13 protein-coding genes and 1 riboswitch are annotated in these 23,971 nt (G+C 72.9%); of the genes, 3 read left to right on the forward strand and 10 right to left on the reverse strand.

What is annotated here, in order from left to right; all coding sequences use genetic code 11:
- Positions 1-4: 4 nt before the first annotated feature.
- Positions 5-1,051 carry a hypothetical protein gene (locus AC5R91_RS16530; RefSeq protein ID WP_495392255.1) on the reverse strand — a complete coding sequence of 349 codons (1,047 nt, stop codon included), beginning with the start codon at positions 1,049-1,051 and terminating at the stop codon, positions 5-7.
- Positions 1,052-1,721: 670 nt separating this feature from the next.
- Between AC5R91_RS16530 and AC5R91_RS16535 the strand changes: the two genes are divergently transcribed.
- The gene (locus AC5R91_RS16535) at positions 1,722-3,323 is read left to right on the forward strand and encodes a toll/interleukin-1 receptor domain-containing protein (RefSeq protein ID WP_495392256.1); all 1,602 of its coding nucleotides are present in this window, start codon (positions 1,722-1,724) and stop codon (positions 3,321-3,323) included.
- Between the two features lie 82 nt (positions 3,324-3,405).
- On the opposite strand, the gene thiC is transcribed toward AC5R91_RS16535, so the two are convergent.
- From thiC to AC5R91_RS16565, 6 genes are all read right to left on the reverse strand, one after another.
- Positions 3,406-5,301, reverse strand: coding sequence for a phosphomethylpyrimidine synthase ThiC (gene thiC, locus AC5R91_RS16540; protein WP_495392257.1), 1,896 nt, complete (start codon positions 5,299-5,301; stop codon positions 3,406-3,408).
- A riboswitch (TPP riboswitch) is annotated at positions 5,294-5,400 on the reverse strand. Its footprint overlaps the gene before it by 8 nt.
- Positions 5,401-5,469: 69 nt before the next feature.
- Positions 5,470-7,167, reverse strand: a complete 1,698-nt coding sequence (locus AC5R91_RS16545) for a glycoside hydrolase family 30 protein (RefSeq protein WP_495392258.1) — start codon at positions 7,165-7,167, stop codon at positions 5,470-5,472.
- 124 nt (positions 7,168-7,291) lie between these two features.
- Positions 7,292-8,593 carry an acyltransferase family protein gene (locus AC5R91_RS16550; RefSeq protein ID WP_495392259.1) on the reverse strand — a complete coding sequence of 434 codons (1,302 nt, stop codon included), beginning with the start codon at positions 8,591-8,593 and terminating at the stop codon, positions 7,292-7,294.
- The gene (locus AC5R91_RS16555; RefSeq protein ID WP_495392260.1) at positions 8,590-10,650 is read right to left on the reverse strand and encodes a glycosyltransferase; all 2,061 of its coding nucleotides are present in this window, start codon (positions 10,648-10,650) and stop codon (positions 8,590-8,592) included. Before AC5R91_RS16555 ends, AC5R91_RS16550 begins: the two co-directional genes overlap by 4 nt.
- Before the next feature lie 710 nt (positions 10,651-11,360).
- A complete protein-coding gene (locus AC5R91_RS16560) occupies positions 11,361-13,049 on the reverse strand; it encodes an ATP-binding cassette domain-containing protein (RefSeq protein WP_495392261.1) in 1,689 nt (562 codons plus the stop codon).
- Positions 13,046-15,217: an ABC transporter permease gene (locus AC5R91_RS16565; RefSeq protein ID WP_495392262.1), complete on the reverse strand. Its 2,172-nt coding sequence runs from the start codon at positions 15,215-15,217 to the stop codon at positions 13,046-13,048. The genes AC5R91_RS16560 and AC5R91_RS16565 overlap by 4 nt, the downstream gene beginning before the upstream one ends.
- Before the next feature lie 147 nt (positions 15,218-15,364).
- Here AC5R91_RS16565 and AC5R91_RS16570 point away from each other — a divergent pair, with 147 nt between their 5' ends.
- Entirely contained in the window at positions 15,365-16,603 is a 1,239-nt protein-coding gene (locus AC5R91_RS16570) for an ABC transporter substrate-binding protein (protein WP_495392263.1), read from the forward strand.
- A 513-nt stretch (positions 16,604-17,116) separates the two neighbouring features.
- On the opposite strand, the gene AC5R91_RS16575 is transcribed toward AC5R91_RS16570, so the two are convergent.
- Entirely contained in the window at positions 17,117-18,754 is a 1,638-nt protein-coding gene (locus AC5R91_RS16575) for a S53 family peptidase (protein ID WP_495392264.1), read from the reverse strand.
- 225 nt (positions 18,755-18,979) lie between these two features.
- Between AC5R91_RS16575 and AC5R91_RS16580 the strand changes: the two genes are divergently transcribed.
- The gene (locus AC5R91_RS16580) at positions 18,980-19,423 is read left to right on the forward strand and encodes an SRPBCC domain-containing protein (protein WP_495392265.1); all 444 of its coding nucleotides are present in this window, start codon (positions 18,980-18,982) and stop codon (positions 19,421-19,423) included.
- On the opposite strand, the gene AC5R91_RS16585 is transcribed toward AC5R91_RS16580, so the two are convergent.
- Together AC5R91_RS16585 and AC5R91_RS16590 are read right to left on the reverse strand one after the other, a co-directional pair.
- Complete coding sequence (locus AC5R91_RS16585; RefSeq protein ID WP_495392266.1) at positions 19,420-21,387, reverse strand: ABC transporter ATP-binding protein; 1,968 nt, start codon at positions 21,385-21,387, stop codon at positions 19,420-19,422. The two genes, AC5R91_RS16580 and AC5R91_RS16585, sit on opposite strands and share 4 nt — an antisense overlap.
- Positions 21,384-23,117 (reverse strand): ABC transporter ATP-binding protein, encoded by a 1,734-nt coding sequence (locus AC5R91_RS16590; RefSeq protein WP_495392267.1) that lies wholly within the window; start codon positions 23,115-23,117, stop codon positions 21,384-21,386. The genes AC5R91_RS16585 and AC5R91_RS16590 overlap by 4 nt, the downstream gene beginning before the upstream one ends.
- Positions 23,118-23,971 lie beyond the last annotated feature (854 nt).

Genomic DNA, 23,971 nt, shown 5'->3' on the forward strand with positions numbered 1-23,971 from the left:
GCGCTCACCTCTTGCGGGCGGCCGACCGCGTGCTCTCCTCCAGCCAGAGGAACGGCTCCAGCACATTGATCGGCCGGATCGCGCCGCGGATGCGCGCCTCCCCGCCGGTCTTCACGACGTTGGCGAAGTCGTGTGCGCGGAAGTACCCCGACGGCCCGATATGGAAGCCCACGGACGAGCTGACGAAATAGGAGACCCGGTCGGGGTGGAAGTAGTTGTTGATGCTGCCGCGGACCAGTCGAGCCGAGCCCTCATGGCCCTCGTCGCACAGCCGGTCAAAGAAGGTCTTCGCGAGGTTGTCGGGCACCCGGGGGATGCGCTCCGGCTCGTCGCCGGTGAGTACCACACCCGTCCGGAACGCCTGGCGAAACACCGCGGGCTCGTCGAACTTCGTGACACACACCGCCAGGAAGTGCGGCAGTTTTCCGCCGCGCAGGCGGTTGGCCTCGAAACACCGCCGGGTGACCTGCTCCAGGGTGCGCTGGAAGAACTCGTAGGCGTCGCTGTTGCGTTGTTCCCGGACCGGATCGAACAGATAGACCAGCCCGTCGCACATGCTCAGGTGGTCGAGCAGCAACTCCCACTCGTCGGGCGCGTCCGGCTCGCCGTCGAACAGCCCGACCCCCTCGTCATCGAACACCGAGGAGGAGGGCAGCGAGTTCTTCGGGGTGGAGCTGCCGAAGTAGCGGCCGGCCACGTCCAGCAACTCGACGACGAAGACCGTGTTCTCCGGCCGTGGGCTGCGGCGCAGGGGGCGGCCCCCAAGCCGGCCGCCCCGCGCCGGACCGATGAACCGCCAGCTCAGCGCCGTCATGCCCGGGGTCGCGGAGGGGAAGACGTGCCGGCTCTGCAACAGGTCGGTGTTCTCGGACAGGAACGCCCCCGCGTCGTCGTCGCCGCCGATGACGATCCAGGACGGGCTGCCCGGGGTGGTGGGTTGGCTGATCGCGGCGATGTTGAGCGCGGCGAGGAAGGTCGTCTTCCCGCTCTGCGGGGCGCCCCACAGACCGATGCGGGCGAGCTGCGTCGGCTGCCCCACCGGCGCCGTCACAGCCGCACTCCCCGAGCCCGGACGACGGCGTCCGCGACGCGCGGCACGGCGCCGTGCGCGTCGATGCGCACAGGACGAACAGTGAAAATAAGGTGCCCCCCGACACGGCGCCGGCAGCGAACGTCCCCGACCGGAACAGGTAACCCCTCGGGCTACTCTCCGTCATGGTTCGCAAGCTCGACGCGACAGATTTGTTGCAGTATGGAGTGGCCCGGCTGCCCGGTCAAGCCGCCACGAACGGCCGATTCACCCGGCCCCGGGCACCGGTGGGTGAGGGCCACCGGCGGCCGTGTTCTCGGTGGTCCGCCATTCCTCCTGCCCGTGCGATGAGCGCAGGTAAGCAGCCCGTGAGAACGACAGTCCCCGCGGGGCGGCCGGTCACCGACTGGCCGCCCGCGCGCGGCGTTGCATTGACGCCTGACGCCTGACGCCTGACGCCCGGTGCCTGACGCCCGGTGTCCGACGCCTGGTGTCTGGTGTCTGGTGTCTGACCGACTGTGCCGGTGAATGCACGCTTTGTGCGCCCGAGTCGGCCGCAACGTAAGATCGGCCAGCAGCATCAGATCGGCCAGCAGCATCCGGCGGGAGTCGCGGAACCCGGCGCGGACGGCGGCGGCGCGGCGCTCGCCAGGTCTGGCTGCCGGCGCGGCGGGACGGTTCGGGGGGAGCGGTGACGGAGCGGCTGACCGACATCGAGGTGGAGATGCTCGCGCGCGCCTTCAGCCGCCCGTCCACCGCCATGGCGATGCTCGAACGGGCCGGTCTGGAACGCGGGCGGCAGCCGTCCTGGACGGCGCAGACCCCGCTGGAGTACTGGGACGAGGTCAACCACCAGCTCCACCTGGGGGTGTTGGCGGACGGCCGGGTCAACATCCTGGCGGCGGCGGCGGCGCTCTACCCCGCCAACAAGGTCTTCGCCGCGGTCGGCGAGCCGGCCGGGTCGGCGCCGGCCGCGGGCCCACCGACCGGGTCGGCGCCGGGCGCGGGCCCACCGGCCGCGGGCCCACCGGCCGGCGGGGCGGCGCCGACGGCTGGCCCGCCCAGGACGGGTTCCGGGGGGGTGCGGGCGCCGGCGGGCAGTGTCCTGTTCGCCATCGATCCGGTGCGGTTCGGCCCGGCGGGGATCGGGGTGCCGGTGGCCTGGCGGGACGGCCTGCGCCAGCTCGTGGGCCTCGCCGCGCAGCGCTGCGACCTGCCGGCCGACGCGGTGAGCATCCAGAATCGGGGCGGCGGGCTGCTCGGCGTGGTCCGCGACGACGTGCCGGTGGAGCGCGTGGTCGCGGATCTCGTGCGGGAGCTGCGGGGCGTGCTGCACGCCTACAACCGACCGCGCAGCGAGAGCGGTCGGGTCCGGCTGCGGGTCGCGCTGCACCAGGGGCCGCCCGTCGCCGGCGACAGCGCCACCGCTCGAGGCGCGGCCGCCCGGGGTGACACCATCCGAGGTGACACCATCCGAGGTGACGCCGCCCGAGGTGACGCCGCCCGAGGTGACGCCGCCCAGGCGGCCTCGCGCCTCGTCGACACGCCCGCCCTCAGCCGCCTGCTCGGGGAGTTCCCCACCGCGCAGATGGCCGTCATCATCTCGGGCACGCTGTTCGCGGCCGCCGTCGATCGACGGCGGCGCGATCTGGACCCCGGCTCGTTCCGGCGGGTCGAGACGGACGTCCCCGGCCTCGCCGGCCCCGCCTGGGTCCAGGTGCCCGCGGCGGACGAGGAGCCGGCCGGCGGCCCGCGGGGCCCCGCGGCGGATCAGCGGTCGGTTCCGCCGCCGGTGGCGTCGATCGTCTCCGAGGAGCCGCGCACCGCGGCCGGGTGGGACTTCCTCGTCTCCACCGCGGAGGAGGACAGCGCCTGGGGTGAATGGTGTGCCTGGCTGCTCGAGCAGCAGGGCTACCAGGTACATCTCGACGCGTGGGACGTCGTCGCCGGGGATCACCGGGTGGGCCGCCTCGACGAGGCGGTGTCCCGCTCGCGGCGGACCCTCGTAATCCTCTCCGAGAACTACCTGGCCTCCGAGAAGGTGCAGGCCGAGTGGCAGACGGCATGGTTGGCGGACCCGACCGGGATGAAGCGGCGCCTCATTCCGGTGCGGGTCGCCGTGTGCCGGCAGGAGACGGAGGGGCTGCTGCACGGCATCAGCTGCATCAACCTCGTCGGCCTGGACGGGGAGGCGGCGCGGCGCACCTTCGTCGAGGGGATCAAGTGGGCGATCCAGGGCAGGTACCGGCCGAGCGAGCCGCCGCCCTTCCCCGGCTCTCCCGCGCGGACCTGACCCGCGGCGACAACCCGCGGCGACAACCGGCGGCGACGACCCCGCGGCGACGACCCGCAGGCCTGGCTCGCAGCCGCGACGCTCAGGGGCCGGCGATCGGAAGGTGGATCCGGTTGCCGGCGGCGGCGAACTCCGCGGCCTTGGCCCGCAGCCCCGCGGCGACCGCCTCGTCCCCCGTGGTCGGGGGCGGGGCCAGGTCGGTCGGGGCGGTCCGGTCGGCCGGGTCGGCGCCGTCCCCGGCGGCCCGCACCTGGTGGGAGATCTTCATCGAGCAGAAGTGCGGCCCGCACATCGAGCAGAAGTGGGCCGTCTTCGCCGCGGGGGCCGGCAGGGTCTCGTCGTGGTAGGACCGGGCGGTGTCCGGGTCCATCGCCAGGTGGAACTGGTCGGCCCAGCGGAACTCGAACCTGGCGTCCGACAGCGCGTCGTCCCACGCCCGCGCGCCGGGATGCCCCTTGGCGAGGTCCGCCGCGTGCGCGGCGATCTTGTAGGCGATGACGCCGGCCTTGACGTCGTCGCGGTCGGGCAGACCGAGATGCTCCTTCGGGGTGACGTAGCAGAGCATCGCGGTGCCGTGCCAGCCGATCACCGCGGCGCCGATCGCCGAGGTGATGTGGTCGTAGCCGGGGGCGACATCGGTGGTGAGCGGCCCGAGCGTGTAGAACGGCGCGTCGTGGCAGATCTCCCGCTGCAGCCGGACGTTCTCCTCGACGCGGTGCAGCGGGACGTGGCCGGGCCCCTCCACCATCACCTGCACGTCGTGCTCCCACGCGACGCGGGTCAGCTCGCCGAGGGTGGCGAGCTCGGCGAGCTGGGCGTCGTCGTTGGCGTCGGAGATCGAGCCGGGCCGCAGGCCGTCGCCGAGCGAGAACGTCACGTCGTAGGCGGCGAGGATCTCGCACAGCTCGGCGAAGTGGGTGTAGAGGAAGTTCTCCTCGTGGTGGGCGAGGCACCAGGAGGCCAGGATCGAACCGCCGCGCGAGACGATCCCGGTCCGGCGCCGCGCGGTCAGCGGCACGTAGCGCAGCAGCACCCCGGCGTGGACCGTCATGTAGTCCACCCCCTGCTCGCACTGGCGGATGACGGTGTCCCGATAGGCCTCCCAGGTCAGCGCCTCGGGCCGGCCGCCGACCTGCTCCAACGCCTCGTAGATGGGCACCGTGCCGACCGGGACCGGAGAGTTGCGCAGGATCCACTCCCGGGTCCGGTGAATGTCCGCGCCGGTGGACAGGTCCATGACGGTGTCGGCGCCCCACCGGGTGGCCCAGACCATCTTCTCGACCTCCTGTTCGATCGAGGAGGTCACGGCCGAGTTGCCGAGGTTCGCGTTGATCTTCACCAGGAAGGACCGGCCGATCACCATCGGCTCGGACTCGGGATGGTTCACGTTCGCCGGCAGGACGGCGCGCCCGGCGGCGATCTCGGCCCGCACGGTCTCGACGGGCAACCCCTCGCGCAGGGCGGCGAACTCCATCTCCCGGGTGATCTCTCCCCGGCGCGCGTGGGTGAGCTGGGTGACGGCTCCCCCGCCGGGCCGGGCCCGTAGCGCACCCCGCCCGCCGGCCGGGGCGGTGTTCCCGCGGGCGGCGATCCACCCTGCCCGCAGCGGCGGCAGGCCCCGGCGCACGTCGACATCCGCCGCCGGATCCGTGTACGGGCCGGAGGTGTCGTAGAGCACGACGCTGTCCCCGGTGGTGAGGACGACCTCCCGCATCGGCACCCGCAGGTCGGGATCCGCGCCGACGAGCCAGGTCTTGCGGCTGCCCGCCAGCGGCCCGGTCGAGACGGCCGTCGCCCGGGGCGCGGCCGGCGACCCCGGGGACGCGGACGGGTCCGGTGTCCCGCCCGGCGAGGCCGCCGGAAAACCGTTCGGAATTTCCCCGGGGATGGCCTCGGATTCCGGCCGGGAATTCGCCTCGCCGAGGCCGGGAAACTTCTCGGAAGAAGGAGACGAGAAAGAATGGTCGATTGGCGACATCATATGAACTCCCTACGCCGGCATTACCCGGACAGGTTCTGCGGTCGGCGGCCCTAGCCACCCTCTCAGCCCCTCGGTGGAGCTCCCGCGATCAATTCGCGCATGGTCACCATAAACCACCCGGCTATCGGCCGTCAGTCGATTGCGTCCATCGCGCCGGTGCGCCGGTCAGCGCCGCCAGCGGAACGCGGACAGCGCGTGCGGGGCCAGCCGAACCGTGAACGCGCCGCCGCCGTCGTCCACCGTCAGCGCGGCCTCGCGGTCGGTCCGGTTGTGCGCCAGCACCGACCGGCGTCCGTCGGGCAGGCTGAAGGCGACCGCGCCGACCGCCGCGCCGGACGCCCGCGCGCCGATCCGCACGGCCCCGCGCGGCGCCGCCCGGGCCGCGAGGCCGAGCAGGTCGAACTCCGGCGACCGATCGACGGCGCGCAGGTCCGTCCCCGCCCGGGGCCCGATCGTGACAACCCCGCGGCAGCCCCCGCAGCCCCCCAGGTGCGGGCCGCCCGCGGGATCCAGCGCGAGATTCCACAGCAGGGCCGTCGACGCCCAGTTACGCAGCGCGTTCACCACGACGTCCGCCAGCCAGCCGAACCCGTCCGCCGGGCGGCCGTGCCAGTCCCCCGCGGAACACTCCGTCAGCCAGGTCGCCTTCCCGGGAAAATCCGCGTGTACCTGGGACTGCGCGGACGGGTCACCCCGATAACAGTGCCAGCCGACGCCGCTGAGGTAACGCCCGGCCGCGGCGTCGCCGAGCACCTGCGTCGGGACGGCCGGGGTGTCCCAGTTGTGGTCGTAGCCGATGATGTCGGTGGTCAGCCCGGCGGCGGCGAACGCCGGCCCGAGCGCGGTGGCCACGAACCGCGCCTGCTCGGCCGCGGACATGGTCATCGTCGGGTAGGACGGGTCGCCGTGGCCGGGCTCGTTCTGGACCGTCACCGCGGACACCGTGATCCCGCGGGCGGCGTAGGCCCGGACGAACCGCACGAAGTACTCGGCCCAGGCGCCGTACCAGCGCGACCGCAGCGAACCGCCGCCGAGGCGACCCAAGGACTTCATCCAGGCGGGTGCGCTCCAGGGGCTCGCCACTACGCGGACCCGGCTGTTGACCGCGAGGATCTCCCGCAGCACGGGCACCACGGCCCGGTCGTCGCGGGCGACCGAGAACCGGGCCAGGCCCGGGTCAGTGGTACCGGCGGCCATGTCGTCGTAGGTGTACTGGCCGGTGGCGAAGTCGCTGGCGCCCATCGGCACCCGCACCACGCTCAGGCCGGCACCCGCGACCGGGTCGAACAGGCTGCGCAGCACCGCGGCCCGCTGGTCGGCGGGTAGCCCCCACAGCAGTCGCGCCGACGACTCGGTCAGTGCGGCACCGAAACCGTCGATGCGCTGCCCCCGCGCGGCGGGATCGACGGCCAGCCGCACCCCCGACCCGCCGCCCGACCCGTCGGCGCCCGCGGTCGTGCCGCCGGCGCCGACGGCGGTGCCCGTCCCGGCGGTGCCCGTCCCGGCGGTGCCCGTCCCGGCAGTGCCCGTCCCGGCAGTGCCCGTCCCGGCAGTGCCCGTCCCGGCCGTAATCGTCCCGGTGGTGGCCGTTCCGGCAGTGCCCGTCCCGCTGGCACCCGCGCCGGCGGTCCCCACGTCGGCGGCGGCGACCTGGGCAGCGTCCAGGACGGCCAGCCGCTCGGCATCCGGTGCTGTCGACCAGCCGGCCAGGCCGCGCACCGCCGCGATCGGCCGGGCCGCGGGGAACGCCGGTCCGCCGGCATCGGCAGCGCCGAGCGGCCGCGGCGGGGCCGTCGGTCCGCCCGAGGCCCCACCGCGCCGGACGACCACGGTGACCGTCAGCGCGACCGCGAGCAGCACCACCAGCGAGACGGCGAGGACGAGGCGACGACGCCCACCAGCACACAGCCCACCAGCACGACGCCCGCTGGTGCGAGGCCCGCTGGTGCGAGGCCCGCCGGCACGACGCCCGCCAGGACGGCGCATGTCAGGAGGCGGGCTGGACGGGTCTCGCGCCACCTGCCCCACCGACGGCCGCGCCGGACATGCCGCTCGGCGGGCCGGACATGCCGCTCGGCGGGCCCCAGCGCAGCCTGCTCACCAGGATGGCCAGCCGCCGTCCCGGCTGCTCGAGGACGAGGTAGCTCAGCCAGCCGCCGAGGACGCCGGCCGCCACCAGCACCGCCGCCACCCAGGGAAACGCCGACGGCGCGTGGCTGACCAGGCCGTACCGGTCGAGCACAAGCAACAGGATCGGCTCGTGCCACAGGTACACGCTGTAACTGATCATGCCCAGCCACACGAAGACCGGGGTGGCGAAGAACCGGCGCCACCGCGACTCGCGCGGCGCCAGCACCGACGCGGCGAACAGGATGGCGAAGCCGGCCGAGTTCAGCGTCGAGAACGCCGCCGACGACGCCGCGTCGTTCCCGCGCACCAGCGCCGCCGCGATGATGATCCCGCCGGCGGCGAACCGCAGGGCGCACGCCAGGCCCGCCGCCAGCGGCCGCTCCCGGCCCCACCGGACGTAGGCGATCGCCGTGAGCATCCCGAACCCGAAGTTGTCGGCATAGTTCTGCGGGCAGAACCAGTACGCCCACTGATCATGCGCCGCGTGCACGATCCAGACCGCGTAGCCGAGCCAGACCGCGGACACCGCGATCAGCACGTACGCCGGCCGTCGGAGCAGGCGCCAGCGGTATTCGACCGGCACCCGGTGGGTCTGCCGGCGGCGCAGCCAGGCAGCGACCAGGGCCAGGTAGAGGTAGAAGAAGACCTCCACGGCGAGCGACCAGGCCGGGCCGATCGTGTAGAACACCCGCCTGCTGTCGAACACCTGGGTGAAGGTGAGGTGTTCGAGCAGGTCGAGCCAGTCGCCCGGTAGACCCGGGTTCCGCGCGGCCCACACGACGATCAGCGCCGTGTAGTAGAGGGGCAGGATCCGCAGGCCCCGGCGCAGCAGTGTCTGCCTGGCCGAGCGCTGGGTGCGCCCGTCCCGGACGCGGGTGGCCATCGGCAGGAACAGCAGGAAGCCGGAGACCAGGAAGAACCAGCTGATCATCCCGTCGAAGGCGCCCAGGACGTGGCCGAAGAACGTGCCCTCGTACGGGGTCCGGCCGCCTCCCCGGCAGAACTGGTACGCGTGAAAGACGATCACGGACACGGCGGCGACCCCGCGGAAGCCGCCAAGATCCGCCAGCTCCGCCGCGGCGTTGCCCGGCGGCGCGTCGTTCCCGTCGGCGACCCGCGCGCCCGGCGTGGACGGTGGTTCCGTGGGCGGCGGCGTCACGACGGGGCCTGCGCGTATGGCTCGGAACGCGGCACGGCGTACCGCTCGGCCTCGTCGGTGTACGGGAACCCGGCGCCCCCGCCGGCCCCGTGCGGCGCCGCTTCGGTACGAGGCGTGACGTGCCATTCCCGATCTCGCAGGAACTCCTTGACCGGGGCGAGCCGGGCGATGACGTTCTTGAACTCGCTGTACACGATGTTCGCCATGGCGAACCTGACGAACCAGCCCGGATGGCGCCGGATCGACGGATCGGCGAGGGCGAACGCGAACAACGCCTGGATCGGGCCGACCAGGGTGGAGAAGAAGGCGGCCACGACATACAGAGAAATGTTGATTCGGAAACCGTGCCCCGCCTTCGGGTGCAGCAGGCTGAAGAGGATGAGCGGATAGATCTGCAGCGACAGCCAGGGGTAGATCTCTCGCCAGCCGAGCAGCCAGAACAGGCCGACTTTCTGACGGGCGTTGAGGTCCCCCGAACCGAGCGCACGGTGCAGATGCCGCCGCGATGCCTGATGCCAGCCCTGCGCCCATCGCATTCGCTGGCGCCACAGCGCCGGGACCGTCGTCGGGGCAAGCTCGTAGGAGACCAGCTCCGGGTCCGAGACGATCCGCCCACCACGGAGGACCGTGCGGAGACTCGCGTCGATGTCCTCGGTGAGCATCGAGCCACGCATGCGGATCTGGTGCAGCAGGTCGGTACGCCAGTATCCGTTGGAACCGCCGAAGATGCCGAAGCCGTGCATGCGCGCCCGGCCGGGATGGCTGACCGCGTAGATCGACTCGAATTCGACGGCGACGGTGCGGCTGATCCGGGAGTCCGAGCCGTTACGGATGACGCAGTGGCCCTGGACGACGGCGGCGCCGTTCGACAGCCAGCGCCAGGCCCGCTCGAACGAGTCCGGCGCGGGATGGTGGTCGGCGTCGAAGATCCCGACGAACTCGCCGGCGACCAGGGGAACGGCCGCGTTGACGTTCTGCGCCTTGGACGTGCTGTCGGCGACGTGCACGAGCAGGAGGCGGGGATCGGCGGCGGCGATGCGGTGGAGGACATCCTCGACCGGCAGCCGCCGGGGAGTGTTGTAGGCGAGGATCACCCGCAGGGGCCCCGGGTAGTCGAGCCGGAGGAACGCGCGGACGGTCTCGACGATCGTGGCCGACTCGTTGGGCAGGTAGGCGGCGATGACGGCGCTGGCTGGCGGGAACGGCGCGCCCGGCGCGGCCGGGCACCGCTCGGCCTCGAGCGCGGCCAACTGCTCCAGGTAGATCGTCAGGGCGGTGCCGACCAGGGCGACGACGAGGAAGGCGAAGACCGCTGCGGTGGGGTCGATCCCGTGGGCGAACAGCGCGGTGTAGGCGAGGAACGGCACGCCGACGCAGAGCCCGGTCGACAGGACGATCTGCAGGCCCTCGCCGGGCCGCAGTCGATCCCGAAGCGGGCGTCGGGACCGCCCTGCCTGCGGCTCCATCGCCGGGTGGTAGCCGACGGGGACCAGGTCGAGCTGCCGGGCGGCGTGCTGGGCCGCCAGTCGTGCCCGGCGGATCACCAACACATCGTCCGCGGCGTCGTCAACCTGGACATAGCCCGGGGCCGGGGTGACGCGCAGCCGCCGGCCTTCGACGGCGAACTCGTGGCCGGCGATCGTCCGCACGATCTGGTCCAGCGTCCCCTCGGCCGACCGGCCCACCCGGACGGGCTGGACCACGATCACCTCGCCGGGACCGCCCCGGCCGACCGTCGCGCCGCGCCGCCGGTGCCGGGCGCCCACCAGGGCGATGACCTGGTCGAGCAGCGCCCGCTGCCCGGCCGAGGTCGGCGCCGCTCGCGGGAAGTCGCTCCCCGACCGGTCGCCTCTCGTCCAGTCGCCGTCCGACAGCTCGCCGTCGGATGGGTCGCCGTCAGATGGGTCGCCGTCAGATGGGTCGCCGTCCATCCGGTCGCCATCGGGCGGGTCGAGTTCGGGCAGGTAGAACAGGCCCACGATGCAGTCGCCGCCGAGCGGCCGCAGCCGGCGGCGGCCCTCCCGCAGCGTCTCGACCGCCGCGTCACCGGGTTCCACGCGATCCCGGAGGAGGTCGGGCGGGCGGACCGTCTGAGCTGGTCCGTACGCGCCGTCCCGGCTTTCTTCGGCGGCGCGCGACGTTCGCCTCCGGGTTGGCTCCGCGCACGGCGGATGACGTGGCTCCGAGGAACTGTCGTCAGCCGGAGTCGACTTTCTTGTGAACAGGTTGGCAAGAATGACAGCCATCGATCTGACCTTCGCTAGGGGCGCCGGTGTCGAGCCCTCGTCGACCAGGTGATGAGGTCGACATAGCTGATGCTGCTCGACACAGGTGATGCGGCTCGACACAGGTGATGCGGTCGGCGACAGCGCACCCCGGCGGGAGTCCGCGCACGCTTCCGGCGGCCCCGGATGATCTCGGCGATCGCTGCCATGCAGAAAGAAGGGAGGAACCAGCCGGGCACACCGGCGAGAATCCTTTGCTTTTCGTCAGATATTCGTTCCGAAGACCTTCCTCGTGCCGACCGGGACGGACGCGTCGACTGCCCGCGGTTCCCATGTCGTTACGAGGCCGTCGAGGCCGGCACCCAGATATTTCATATGGCCGTCGTCACGCAGGATGGACGTTCAGCCGTCCACGAACTGGGGCATGTATGACGGATTGATCAGGGCACTGATCCTTGCGCTTATCGGTGGCGCCGCGACCCCGCGCCTGGTGGGGACGGCTACGGAGCCGACCGGCCGTGGTCGGCGGCTGGCGAAATCCGTCAGGAGTTAGCCGTCCCGAGGCCGGGCGGTGGGCCAGCGGGCGGCGCGGAGGGCGCGGCCGGCGCCTCGCCGAGGTAGCTCGCCTCGATGAGGTCGGGGCGGGCGGCGAGCTGCACGGCGGGTGCGGCGAGCGCGACCCGACCGCGGTCGAGCACGTAGCCGCGGTCGGCCACCCGCAGCGCGAGGGCGGCGAACTGCTCGACGAGCAGCACACCGGTCGACGTCTCGGCCGCGATCCCGCGCAGCAGCTCGAGCAGCCGCGGCGCGACGCCGGGCGCCAGGCCGAACGACAGCTCGTCCACCAGCAGCAACCGCGGCTGGCGCACGAGGGCGACGGCCAGTGCGAGTCGCTGGCGCTCGCCGCCGGAGAGCTCCCCGGCCGGCCGGTCGAGCAGGCCGCCGAGCGCCGGGAACCAGCCCAGGACCCGCTCGATCTCGCCGCGGTGGCTGCGGCCGGCCGCCAGGCGGAGGTTCTCCCGGACGGTCAGCCGGCCCAACGCCCCCCGCCCCTGCGGGACGACGGCCAACCCCCGCCGGGCAAGCGTGCTCGGCGCGGGACGCCGGAACCACTCACCGAACACTCCGACCCGGCCCGCGCTCACCGGCACCAGGCCGGCAGCCGTGCGGATCAGGGTCGTCTTGCCGGCTCCGTTCGCCCCCAGCAGCGCCACGATCTCGCCGGCACGGACGACCAGCGACACCTCCCGCAGCACCGGTCCCTCGTTGTAGCCGCTGCTCACCCGCTCGAACTCGAGCAGCGCGGTGCCCGCCGCCGGCCTCGTGGACGCGGTCGGCGGCCGCCGGGGCGAGGAAACGACCGGCGACGAGGAAACAGCCGAGGACGCCGCCGCGCCCGGGGCGGTCTGGGCCGCTGGTGACCGGGCCGGAGGCACGGGCGAGGACGCCGCAGCGGCCTGCGCGGCCGTGGCGGTCGGCCCCGGCGGCGAAGCCGGCCCAGGCGGCGCGGCGGGCTCAGGCGGCGCGGCGGGCTCGGTGCCGTCGGAGCCGCCCAGGTAGGCCGCGCGAACGGCCGGATCCGCCCGGACCTGCGCGGGAAGCCCGCGGGCGACGATCCGACCGCCGTCCAGGACGAGAACCCGGTCGCAGACGTCGAAGACGAGCTGGACATCGTGATCGACCAGCAGGACGGCGACGCCGCGGCCGGCGATACGCCGGATGCGCGCGGCGAGCTCGCGCCGATCCCCGGGGTCGAGCCCCGCGGCCGGCTCGTCGAGCAGCAGGACCTTCGGCGTGGCCGCGAGTGCGCGGCCGAGAGCCACCGCGGCTCGCTCGTCATGGCTGAGCGTCACGGGCAGGCGGTCGGCGATCGCCGCGAGTCCCAGCCGACCGGCATCCATCGACCCCGCCGTCGGGCGCGCCACCACGGCGATGTTCTCCGCCACGGCCAGGCTGTCGAACAGCTCCAGGGCCTGGAAGGTGCGGGCGAGCCCGAGCCGCTGCCGTTCGTGCGCCGGCAGCTCGGTCAGCGCGGTGCCGTCCAGGTTCACGCTGCCGGCGAAGATCGTCGCGAAGCCCGTGAGCGCGTCGATCAGCGTCGTCTTGCCGGCTCCGTTCGGCCCGATGAGGCCGGTAACGCTGCCCGCCTCGAGGCCGAAGGAGACATTCTCGACGATGCGGGTACCGCCCTGCCCGGCGGCGAGCATGTCGACGGACAACAGCGCCGTCACGACACGCCACCGGGGTTGACCGGGAACGCGGTCAGGCCCGGCCGGTTCCCCTCCACGGGACGCGGTGACCCGCCGTCGACGCCCTCGGGCACGTCCGCACCAGGTCCCTCGTCCCCACCAGGCCGCCCATCCCCGCTGGGCCGCCCATCCCCACCAGGCCGCCCATCCCCATCAGGCCGCGCGGTCCTGCCGGGCCACAGGTTCCCGCCGGGCCAGCCGGTGCGCCGGGGCTGGCCCGGGCCGACCGGCCGGCCGGCGCGGCCGGGCCGGTGGACGAGCCCGGCCGGCCGCAGAACGGCCAGGACCACCACCGCGAGACCGCACAGCACCTGCTGGTATTCGCCGAGCCCGGCGACGCGGTCCAGCGCCGTGAAGGCCAGGCCGCCCGGGGCGAGCAGGCCGCCGACCAGGGCCCCGCCGACGCTGGTCACCCCGCCGACGGCCGCGATGGCGAGGAAGAACAGCGAGGCGGTGACCCCGAACGAGTCGAAGGACAGCCGGCCCTGGCCGTACCCGATGAGGCAGCCGCCGAGGCCGGCGAGCGCCGCGGACAGCGTGAACGCCAGCACCTTCGTCCGGCGCACGTCGATCCCGGCCGCGGCCGCCGACCGCTCGTTCGCCCGCACCGCGAGCATCCGCCGCCCGAGGTCGGCGGTGCGCAGGCGGGCCACGCCGTAGCCGCCGGCGGCAAGCACGGCCAGCGCCAGCAGGCCGAACTGGACCCGGGGGAAGCCGGCCCCGGACATCCCGAGGTCCAGACCGAAGATCTTCGGATTGGGTACGGACGAGCCGGCGAGTCCGCCCGTGACCAGCGGGTTGCCGAACACCGCCTCCTGGATCGCGACCCCGGCGACCAGCGTGATCAGGGCCAGGTCCACGCCGCGCAGCCGGCGCGACACCACGCCGAGGAACAGCCCCGCGAGCGCGGCCGCGAACGTGGCGATCAGCGGAGCGATCGGGAAGGGCACGCCGAGCTCGCCCTCCAGCCGGGCCAGCAGGAAACCGGCGACGCCGGCCAGCGACATCTGCGCCAGCGATAGCTGGCCGACGTATCCGGTCAGCACCACGAAGGACAGGCACACCACGGCGCCGGCGAGGCTGCGTTCGAGCCCGAGCCGCCAGGAGCCGGTGAGCAGGAGCAGCGCGACCACCCCGACGGGCACGCCGAGCAGCAGCCCGCCGAGCGGACGCCGCGCGGGCTCCACCACGGGCAGCGGTACCGACACGACCGCCCCGGCCGCGCGGCCGGGGATCAGCGTCCCGCGCCGGCCCGCCACGGCGAGGACGAGGATCATCGGCAGCAGCGCCCGCAGCCCCGGCTGGTTGAGCCAGCCCACGTCCTGCTGCAGCGGGAGCAGGAATCCCTGCGCGACGCCGAGACCGAGCGCGCCGGCGACGGTCAGGCCGAACGAGGACAGCCCGCCGAGCAGGGCCGCGGCGAGCGCGGGCACGACGAACAGCGAGTAGCTCGTCGGGTTCAACGCGCTGATCGGCGCGACCAGGATGCCGGCCAGCGCGGCAAGCACCGCCGCCAGCATCCAGTTCGCCGCGGCGATCCAGCCCGGCCGGCGGCCGAGCAGCGCGGTGGTCTCCGCGTCGTCGGCGACGGCCCGGGTCGCGAGGCCGAACATGGTCCAGCGCGACATCGCCCACAGACCGGCGGCGGCCACGACAACGAGGCCCGCCAGCAGCAGCCGGTCACTCGGCACGGTGACGCCGAGCAGGTGCAGCGGCGACTGGGGCAGCACGGGGTCGAGGAAACGGTTGTCCGAGCCGAACTGGACGACGGCGACGGCCTGCAACGCGATGGTGAGCCCGACCGCGGCGACGACGGTCATCATCGGCTGGGCCCGCCGCAACGGCCGGAAGACCAGCAGATAGGACGCCAATGCCAGCAGGGCGGCCATCGCGAGAGAAACCGACAATGCCAGCCCGAACGTGGGGGTGTCGGTAAGATGAATTCGCGGTGGCAATCCGACGACGGGCAGGACGAGATCGCCGACCTCGCGCAGCTCGGCATACTGATAAGTGGCGTACATGGCGAAGGCGCCGTGGGCGATGTTGATGACACCGGAGGCTCGGTAGGTGAGCACGAGTCCGAGTCCGAGCGCCGCGTACACCGCGCCCGGGCCGAGGCCCAGCAGCATTGCGGCTACATAGGTGGTCACGGGGCTCCCGAGCACATGTCCAGCATCGAAGCCGACGGACGGGCGGCGGGTCGGAAGTGTGGGCGCGCGGTCACCGAATCACTCCCGTCCCGCCGGCCGGCGGTCTCACCCAGGAACCGGGTGAGATGGAGTGTAGCTTGAGCGCCCGTGAGACAAGCTTCCCGCGTCCTCCTCGCGTTCTCCGTCGCCCTGTCCGTCGCCGTCGCCGGCGCCGGATGCACGAGCCAGCGCGGTGGCTCGTCGGGTGGCGCAGCGGCCGGCGGCGCCTCGGCGACCCACCTGACCGGGCCACCGGTGACCCTCGGCTTCGTCACCGTCGAGAACAGCACTTTCGGGTCATACCCGGAGCCACGGCGGGCGGCGCAGGCCGCCGTGGACCACGCGAATGCCGCGCTCGGCGGTGTCGGCGGGCGACCGCTGCGGCTGGCGACCTGCGCCACCGACGGTTCCCCGGAATCCTCCCAGAACTGCGCCAACCGACTGGTCGCGGAAAAGCCGATCGCGGTGGTCGGCGGCATCGACTTCGGCACGCAGGCCGCCATGCCGATATACGAGGCGGCCCACATCCCGTATGTCACCGGCTCCCCGCAGCTCAGCGGGGAACTCGATTCCAGGAACGCGTTCGCGCTTTCCGGTGGCTCGGTCGCGGAACTGCTCGGCCTCACCGACTACCTCACCGCCACCCGACACATCCGCAGCGCCCATGCGTTGTACGTGGACCTGCCCGGCCTGCTCACCGCCGCCATCAAGGGATCCCAGAACGTTCTTCGCAAGAAGGGTGTGACCGACGTCCGGCTGATCGCCGAGAAATCTGACGCGGCGGACTTCGCACCAGCACTCACCCAGGCCGCCGCCGGCAACCCGGACGCCATCATCGTCGTGTTCCAGGCGGCGGCGTGCGCCCGAATCGTCCAGGCCGCGGCAGCACTGAACATTCACAGCGATATCTATTTCGTTGGCGCCTGCGCCACGCCAGCGGTGCCGCGGGCCGCCGGCGGCCGCACCGACAATCTCTACTTCGCCTCCAGCTATCTCCCCGTCGGTTCCAGCGGCGGGGACGCCGACACGGTGGCCTACCGCAAGGCCGTGCCGGAGGCGGACCGGACCTCGGCGTCGCAGGGCGCCTTCTCGACCGTGCTCGACCTGCGGGCCCTGCTGGCGAAGACCCCACAGCCGAGCTCGGACGGCCTGCTCGCCGCGCTGCGGGCGACGCACGACCAGCCCAACGTCATGTCCCATCCGTATACCTGCGACAACAAGCAGATCGATATTTTCCCAGCCATCTGCAACACGGCCGTACGGCTGCTGCGCTGGAAGGACAACTCCTTCTCCGACGTGACCGGGACCTGGCAGGACGGCCGCCAGCTCATCACCCTGATCAACTGACCGCGAGCCACCAGGGGCGGGCAGGTCGCCCGAGGCCAGGGGGCGCCGAGGGCTGAAGGTCGCCGAAGCACTGAAGGTTAATGGCGATCGCCGGCGGCCGAACCGTACGACAACATCCAGCAGTTGGTCGGAAGGCCCGGCATCTCGGGGCGATACCCAGATGCCGGGCCTCGCCGGATCCCGGCTGGACGCCTCGGCCGGGATTCTTGAGCGGCAAGCGGACAGGCGGGCGGTCGGGCACGAGAATCCCGCGGTCGCCCGCCGGCGACCCGTCCCGTTGCATCCCTTTTGACGGGGCTCTGACCTCGGTTTTCGCGAAAAATGCTCCGGTATGAGCCGGGGCCGGGAGGCGAGCGCGGGCAATCCGCTCAGCGTCAATCGCGGTACCGAGACGCTTCCCGACGACTGCCGATTCCGTACTCCGCCGCCCTCGGCGGCATGTGCGGCACGCCGCCTCGCCAGACGCGGCGCAAGCGGCTGACCGGGCGCCGGATCGCCCGGTCAGCCGCACGGTCAGGCGAGTCCCTTGGCGTGGGCCCAGGCACGGACCGCCTTCGCGGCTCTGCCGTTGGCGCCGGTGTGCGCGCCGCCCGCCCAGGCGGAGACCGCGGACCACAGCGCCCTGTCCGTGGCGTCCCCGGTCTGCGTCGGCGGCGGGGTCGTCGGCGGCGGCGTCGTCGGCGGAGGCGTCGTCGGCGGCGGCGTCGTCGGCGGCGGCGTCGTCGGCGGCGGGGTCGGGCCGCCGACCGCGGTGAGCAGCTTCGTGCCGACCGGGCTGCCGAGGCCGGATGTCGGGTCCCACCCGGAGCGGGCCTGGTAGCCCTGGTTGTCGCCGGTGGTGATGTCGGTGAACGCGCCGGGATTGGCGTAGGCCACGGCGGCGAGGTCCGCGACGGGGGCGCCGGTGAGCTGCGCGAGCCGGGCGACGAGTCCGGCGAGCAGCGGCGCGACGGCGGAGGTGCCGCCGACGACCGCCGGCTGGCCGTCCACGACGATGCGGTAGCCCGTCTGCGGATCGGCGTTGCCGCTGATGTCGGGCAGGCCGCGGTAGCGGCCGACGGCGGCGGGCTGCCAGGCCGGCCGGGTGAACGTCGCCGAGTAGCCGCCGCCGGTCGCCGAGTCGGCGCCCTCGTTCCACACCACCTCGCTGGACCGGGCGCCGGCGGCGTCGATGGTCAGCTTCGTGCCGCCGCAGGCGATCACGTTCGGCGAGCCGGCCGGAAAGTCGGCGACGAGCCGGTCGGTGGCGTCGTCGGCGCCGGCATCCCCGGCGGCCGCGAGGACGGTGATGCCGGCGGCGCGGGCGGCGGCGAACGCCTGATCGTAGGCGCGCATCGCCTGCGCGGTCCAGGACGACTCGGGGCCGCCCCAGCTGATGCTGATCGCCGCCGGGCGGGGGGTGGCGGCGGCGGCCGCGTTGATCGCCGCGAGGAAGCCGGCGTCGGTGTTCGGCGCGAAGTAGACCACCTGGGCGGCGCCGGGGGCGACGGCCCCGGCGACCTCGATGTCGAGCAGCACCTCGCCGTCGGCGCCGTCCGGATCGCCGCCGGGGACGTTGGCAGCGCCCTGCACGCCGACGGCGGACACCGCCGGGGTCGGCAGGCCCAGCCCGCCGAAGTAGGTGTCGAGGTCGGCCTGGCCGAACCCGCCGCCGAGCTCGATGACCGCGATGGTCTGGCCCTCACCGGTCGCGGCGGGGAAGTCGTAGGCCTGCGCGACCTGCAGGGCCGTCAGGCCCTGCCGCACGGACGCGGCGGGCTGGAAGCGTGGCCGGGCGGCGGGACGCTCGTCGAGGCCGAGCACGGCCACGACGCGGTCGTCGAGCTCGTCGGGCAGGCCGACGGTGCCCTCCCGGCCACGGATGGCGCGACCGCCGGAGTCGTAGAGGGCCAACGGGGTGTCGAAGGCGGTGCGCGCGCTGGCGGCCGGGCCCCGCAGGCGGACGGTGCGTGCGGGCTCGTCGACCTCGGCGACGTCCAGCCCGGCCCGCCCGGCGAACGCGCGCACCGCGGCGACGTCGTCCGGGTCGGCACGGAAGTCGTCCGCGGCGGCGGGGCGCAGCACCACCGTGACATCGATCGGCTGATCGTCGGGAACCTGCCCGACGGGCGTCCCCAACGATGGTCGGTACGAACCCTGAAGGCGGCCCATGAATCCTCCTGACCTGTGGCAATCGACCGGAGACCGACATTCGGCGCGGAGGCGTCATTCCCCTGCTTCGGCCCGTACACCGTCGTGCCGCCGATCGGGCCCCGAATGGCCCGAAGGTGCCCCCCGCCGGCCCCTTGCCGCCGCCCGGCCATCTTCGGAGGATGGGAGCGGACGCCGCTTCGATCAGTCACGCACAGCGAGCGCGCACGCAGTCGGGAGAGACCGATGGAGAAGGTGTTCGAGATCTACATCCGCACCACGCCGCGCCGCCTCTGGGCCGCGATCACGGCGCCCGACACGAGCGTCACCCGTGACCTGGGCGCGCGGGTGACCTCGGACTGGACCCCAGGTTCCTGCTTCGAGCTGCGCCACCCGGGGACCGGGGCGCGGCTCGGTTCCGGCGTCAACCTGGAGGTCGTGCCGCCTCGGCGGCTGGTCCAGCGCACGGTCGCGCTGTGGAGCGACGACGTGCGCGACGCGGGCATCACCCGCGTGACCTGGGCCATCGAGACCGTGGGTGACGCCTGCCGGCTCACCGTCGTCCACGACCAGATCCGCGACGGCGCCGACCACGACCTCTACAGCGGGTGGCCCACGACGCTGTCCAACCTCAAGTCGCACCTGGAGACCTGCCGGTCGTGGGCCGGTCTGCCGGCGTCCGCGCGCTAGATCTCCACGGCTGCCTCGGCGAACTGCGACTGGTAGAGCCGGGCGTAGGCGCCGCCCGCGGCGAGCAGGCTCATGTGATCGCCCTGTTCGACGATCGCCCCGTTCTCCATCACGAGGATCGTGTCGGCGTCGCGGATGGTCGACAGCCGGTGGGCGATGACGAAGGCGGTCCGGCCCGCCCGCAGCGTCGACATCGCCTGCTGGATGAGGACCTCCGTGCGGGTGTCCACCGAGCTCGTGGCCTCGTCGAGGACCAGGATCAGCGGTTCGACGAGGAACGCGCGGGCGATGGTGATGAGCTGCTTCTCGCCGCCGCTGACGCCGCTCCCCTCGTCGTCGAGCACCGTGTCGTAACCGGCCGGCAGGGTGCGGACGAACCGGTCGACGTGAGCGGCCCGGGCCGCCGCCACGACCTGCTCCCGGGTGACGCCCTCGGCGCCGTAGGCGATGTTCTCGGCGATGGTGCCGCCGAACAGCCAGGTGTCCTGCAGCACCATGCCGATCTGGGCGCGCAGCCCGTCGCGGGTCATGGCCGCGATGTCGACGCCGTCGAGGGTGATGCGCCCCGAGGTCACGTCGTAGAAGCGCATCAGCAGGTTGATCAGCGTCGTCTTGCCGGCCCCGGTGGGGCCCACGATCGCGATCGTGTGGCCCGGCTCGGCGACCAGGGAGAGGTCCTCGATCAGCGGCTTGTCCGGCTTGTAGCGAAACGCGACGTGCTCGAACGCGACCCGGCCGCGTAGCCGCTCGGGCCGTGCCGGCGTTATCGGGTCGGGCTCCTGCTCGGCGGTGTCCAGCAGGTCGAACACCCGCTCCGCGGAGGCCACCCCGGACTGGACGAGGTTCGCCATGCTGGCGGCCTGCGACAGCGGCTGGCTGAACTGGCGCGAGTACTGGATGAACGCCTGGACGTCGCCGATCGACAGCGCCCCCGAGGCCACCCGAAGCCCGCCGATCACGGCGACCAGGACGTAGTTGAGGTTGCCGATGAACATCATCGCCGGCTGCATGAACCCGGAGATGGACTGGGCCCGCCAACTGGCCGTGTACAGCTCCTCGTTGTACTCCTGGAAGGTCCGCGCCGACTCCTCCTGACGGCCGAACGCGCGGACGAGGGTGTGCCCGGTGTACATCTCCTCGACGTGGGCGTTGAGCCGGCCGGTGATCTTCCACTGGGCGACGAACTGGGGCTGGGCGAGCTTGCCGACCCGTGTCGCCACCACGACCGACAGCGGCACCGTCACCAGCGCGATCAGGGCGAGCAGCCAGGAGATCCAGAACATCATCGACAGCACGCCGACGATGGTCAGCCCCGACACGACGATCTGCGACACGCTCTGCTGGAGGCTCTGACCGAGGTTGTCGATGTCGTTGGTGACTCGGCTGAGCACCTCCCCGCGCGGCTGGCCGTCGAAGTAGCGGGTGGGCAGCCGCGAGATCTTCCGCTGCACGTCCTCGCGCAGCTCGCCGATCACCCGCTGGATCGCCAGGTTGGTCAGCCGGGCCTGCAGCACGCCGCAGATCCCCGCGAGGGCGTAGATGATGGCGACCCACAGCAGCACCGTGCCGATCGCGCCGAAGTCCATCCCCCGGCCGGGGGTGACGTCCAGCGAGGCGAGCAGGTCGGCCTGGGTGCCGTGCCCGGCGGCCCGCAACGCGGCGACGTTCTGCTCCTGCGTCGTCCCGGCGGGCAGCCGCCGGCTGAAGATCCCCGCGAACACCAGGTCGGTGGCGTGGCCGAGCAGCCGGGGTCCGGTCACGGTGAGCCCGACACTCACCGTCGCCAACCCGACGGCGACCGTCAGCAGCAGCCGCTGCGGCCGCAGCAGGCGCAGCAGCCGCCGGCTCGAACCGGCGAAGTCCGCGGACTTCTCGGCGGCACCCTGACCGCCGAGGAAGCGCGCCGGCCCGGCAATCGGGGCCGGGCCGCGGCGCTGTGCCGGGGTGGGAGCGGTCCCGCTCACGCGGCCTCCTGCTCGGTGAGCTGCGAGAGCACGATCTCGCGGTAGGTCGGGTTGTCGGCCATGAGCTGGTGATGGGTGCCCACCCCGACCACCTCGCCGCGTTCCAGCACGACGATCTGGTCGGCGTCGCGGATGGTGGCCACCCGCTGGGCGACGATCACGACGGTGGCGTCGGCCGTCTCCCGGGCGAGCGCCGCCCGCAGGCGGGCGTCGGTGGCGTAGTCGAGGGCCGAGAACGAGTCGTCGAACAGGTAGATCTCGGGGCGGTGGACCAGCAGCCGGGCGATGCAGAGCCGCTGGCGCTGCCCGCCGGAGACGTTGGTGCCGCCCTGCGCGATCGGGGAGTCGAGCCCGGCCGGCATCGCCTCGACGAACTCCTTCGCCTGCGCCGTCTCCAGGGCCTGCCAGAGCTCGTCGTCGGTGGCGTCGGGCTTGCCGTAGCGCAGGTTCGACGCGACGGTCCCGGAGAACAGGTAGGGCCGCTGCGGCACGACGCCGACGGTGCGCGCGAGCACGACGGGATCGATGTCGCGCACGTCGACGCCGTCGACCAGGACGGCGCCCTCGGTCGCCTCGGCGAGCCGCGGGACGAGGCCGAGCAGGGTCGTCTTCCCGCTGCCCGTGCTGCCGATGACGGCGGTGGTCTGGCCGGGCCGGGCGGTGAGGCTGACGCCGCGCAGCACCGGATCCTCCGCCCCCGGGTAGTGGAAGCCCACCCCCCGCAGCTCCAGCAGGCCGTGGGCCCGCAGCTCGCGCACCGGACTGTCCGGCGGCCGCAGCGAGGAGTCCGTCGCCAGCACCTCCTGGATGCGTTCGGCACAGACCTCGGCCCGCGGAATCATCATGAACATGAACGTCGCCATCATGACCGACATGAGGATCTGCATGAGATAGCTGAGGAAAGCGGTCAGCGCGCCGATCTGCATGTGGCCCGCGTCGATGCGGTGCGCCCCGAACCAGAGCACGGCGACGCTGGAGAAGTTCACGACCGTGAGCACGAGCGGGAACATCAACGCCATCAGCCGGCCGAAACGCAGCGAGACGTCGGTCAGCTCGGTGTTGGCCACCCCGAACCGCTGCCGTTCGTGGTCGTCGCGGACGAAGGCCCGGATGACCCGCAGCCCCGTGATCTGCTCGCGCAGGATCCGGTTGACCGTGTCCAGACGTTCCTGCATGGCCCGCCCGAGCGGGCGCATGCGCCGCACGATCAGCGTGATGATGACCGTGAGGATCGGGACGATCACGACCAGGAGCAGGGACAGCCCGGCATCCTGGTTCACCGCGAGGATGATGCCGCCGATGCACATGATCGGCGCGGACACCATCAGCGTGAAGCTCAGCAGCACCAGCATCTGCACCTGCTGGACGTCGTTGGTCGCCCTGGTGATGAGCGAGGGAGCACCGAAGCGGCCGACCTCGCGGGCCGAGAACGCCTGCACCCGGTCGAACACGGCCCCCCGCAGGTCCCGCCCGATGGCCATCGCCGTGCGCGCGCCGAAGAAGACCGCCGCGGCGGCGCAGACGAGCTGCACGATGCTGACGCCGAGCATGAGCCCGCCGATGCGCAGGATGTAACCCGTGTCGCCGACCACCACCCCGTGATCGATGATGTCGGCGTTGAGGGTCGGCAGGTACAGCATGCCGATCGTCGAGACCAGTTGCAGGGTCACGAGGATCGCGATGGGCCGCCGGTAGCGGGCCAGATGCGCCCGCAGAAGTCGGATGAGCATGCGGTCCCTCTCTTGCAGCGGCGATACCCGGTCGACCAGGGCGTCCCGCATCCGTCGCGAGAACGCCGAGCAGGCCTCCCACCGTCATGACGGCCACGGCGGGCGGCGACCCCCATGATCCACCGCCGGGTGCCTGGATGACGGGACAGCGGTCGCACGCTCCGCCCGACGGCAGGTGACGCGCCATGGACGCGTGGCGACCTTACGGCCTCAACCCAACGTCAGGTCAAGGCGTTTCCGATCGAGCGCGACCGCCTCGCGATCCGCGGCCGCGGCCGGCCGGACGACCGCCGGCCCCGCGCGCCACGCCCGGCCGCGACCAGCGCCCACCGAATTACCGCCGGCCGCCGGGCGGATTTCATTCCGGGCCCGAATTCTTGGGCGGGAGGTGTTTCCCGGGGCCGCTTTGACGGCCGGCGATACCCCGGGTCCACCCAACCGCCCCGGAAGAGCGATGGCGATCGCTGCCGGGGCCGATCCTCCGCATGCCCACGGCAGGCACGCCCAACGGTAGCGCACCGGGTCCGACGCCGGCCGCCGATACGTGACTTCGTCCCATGCCCCCCGACTCCGCCGACAGAGTTGTCGATGCAACAGACCTCGGCGAAGCGGCTCAACGAGCCATGTTATTCCGGCTCGGGAGCACCGGACCAGGACAGTTGACACCGGAGCGTGGGCGCGCGTAGTCGTAGGTGCGCAACCACCGGTCCGTGGTGGAAAGGAACCGATAGTGTCAGGGTGAGCTGCGCGTCGACCGATGCCGGGGGCGCCGCCCCCCGGGGGGACCGGACGCCGATGACCCGTAGTGACGTCGTATGGGGATGGAGGCCGACGCCAGTTTGCTCGCAGGCGCA

Source organism: Frankia sp. BMG5.60 (assembly GCF_059428125.1).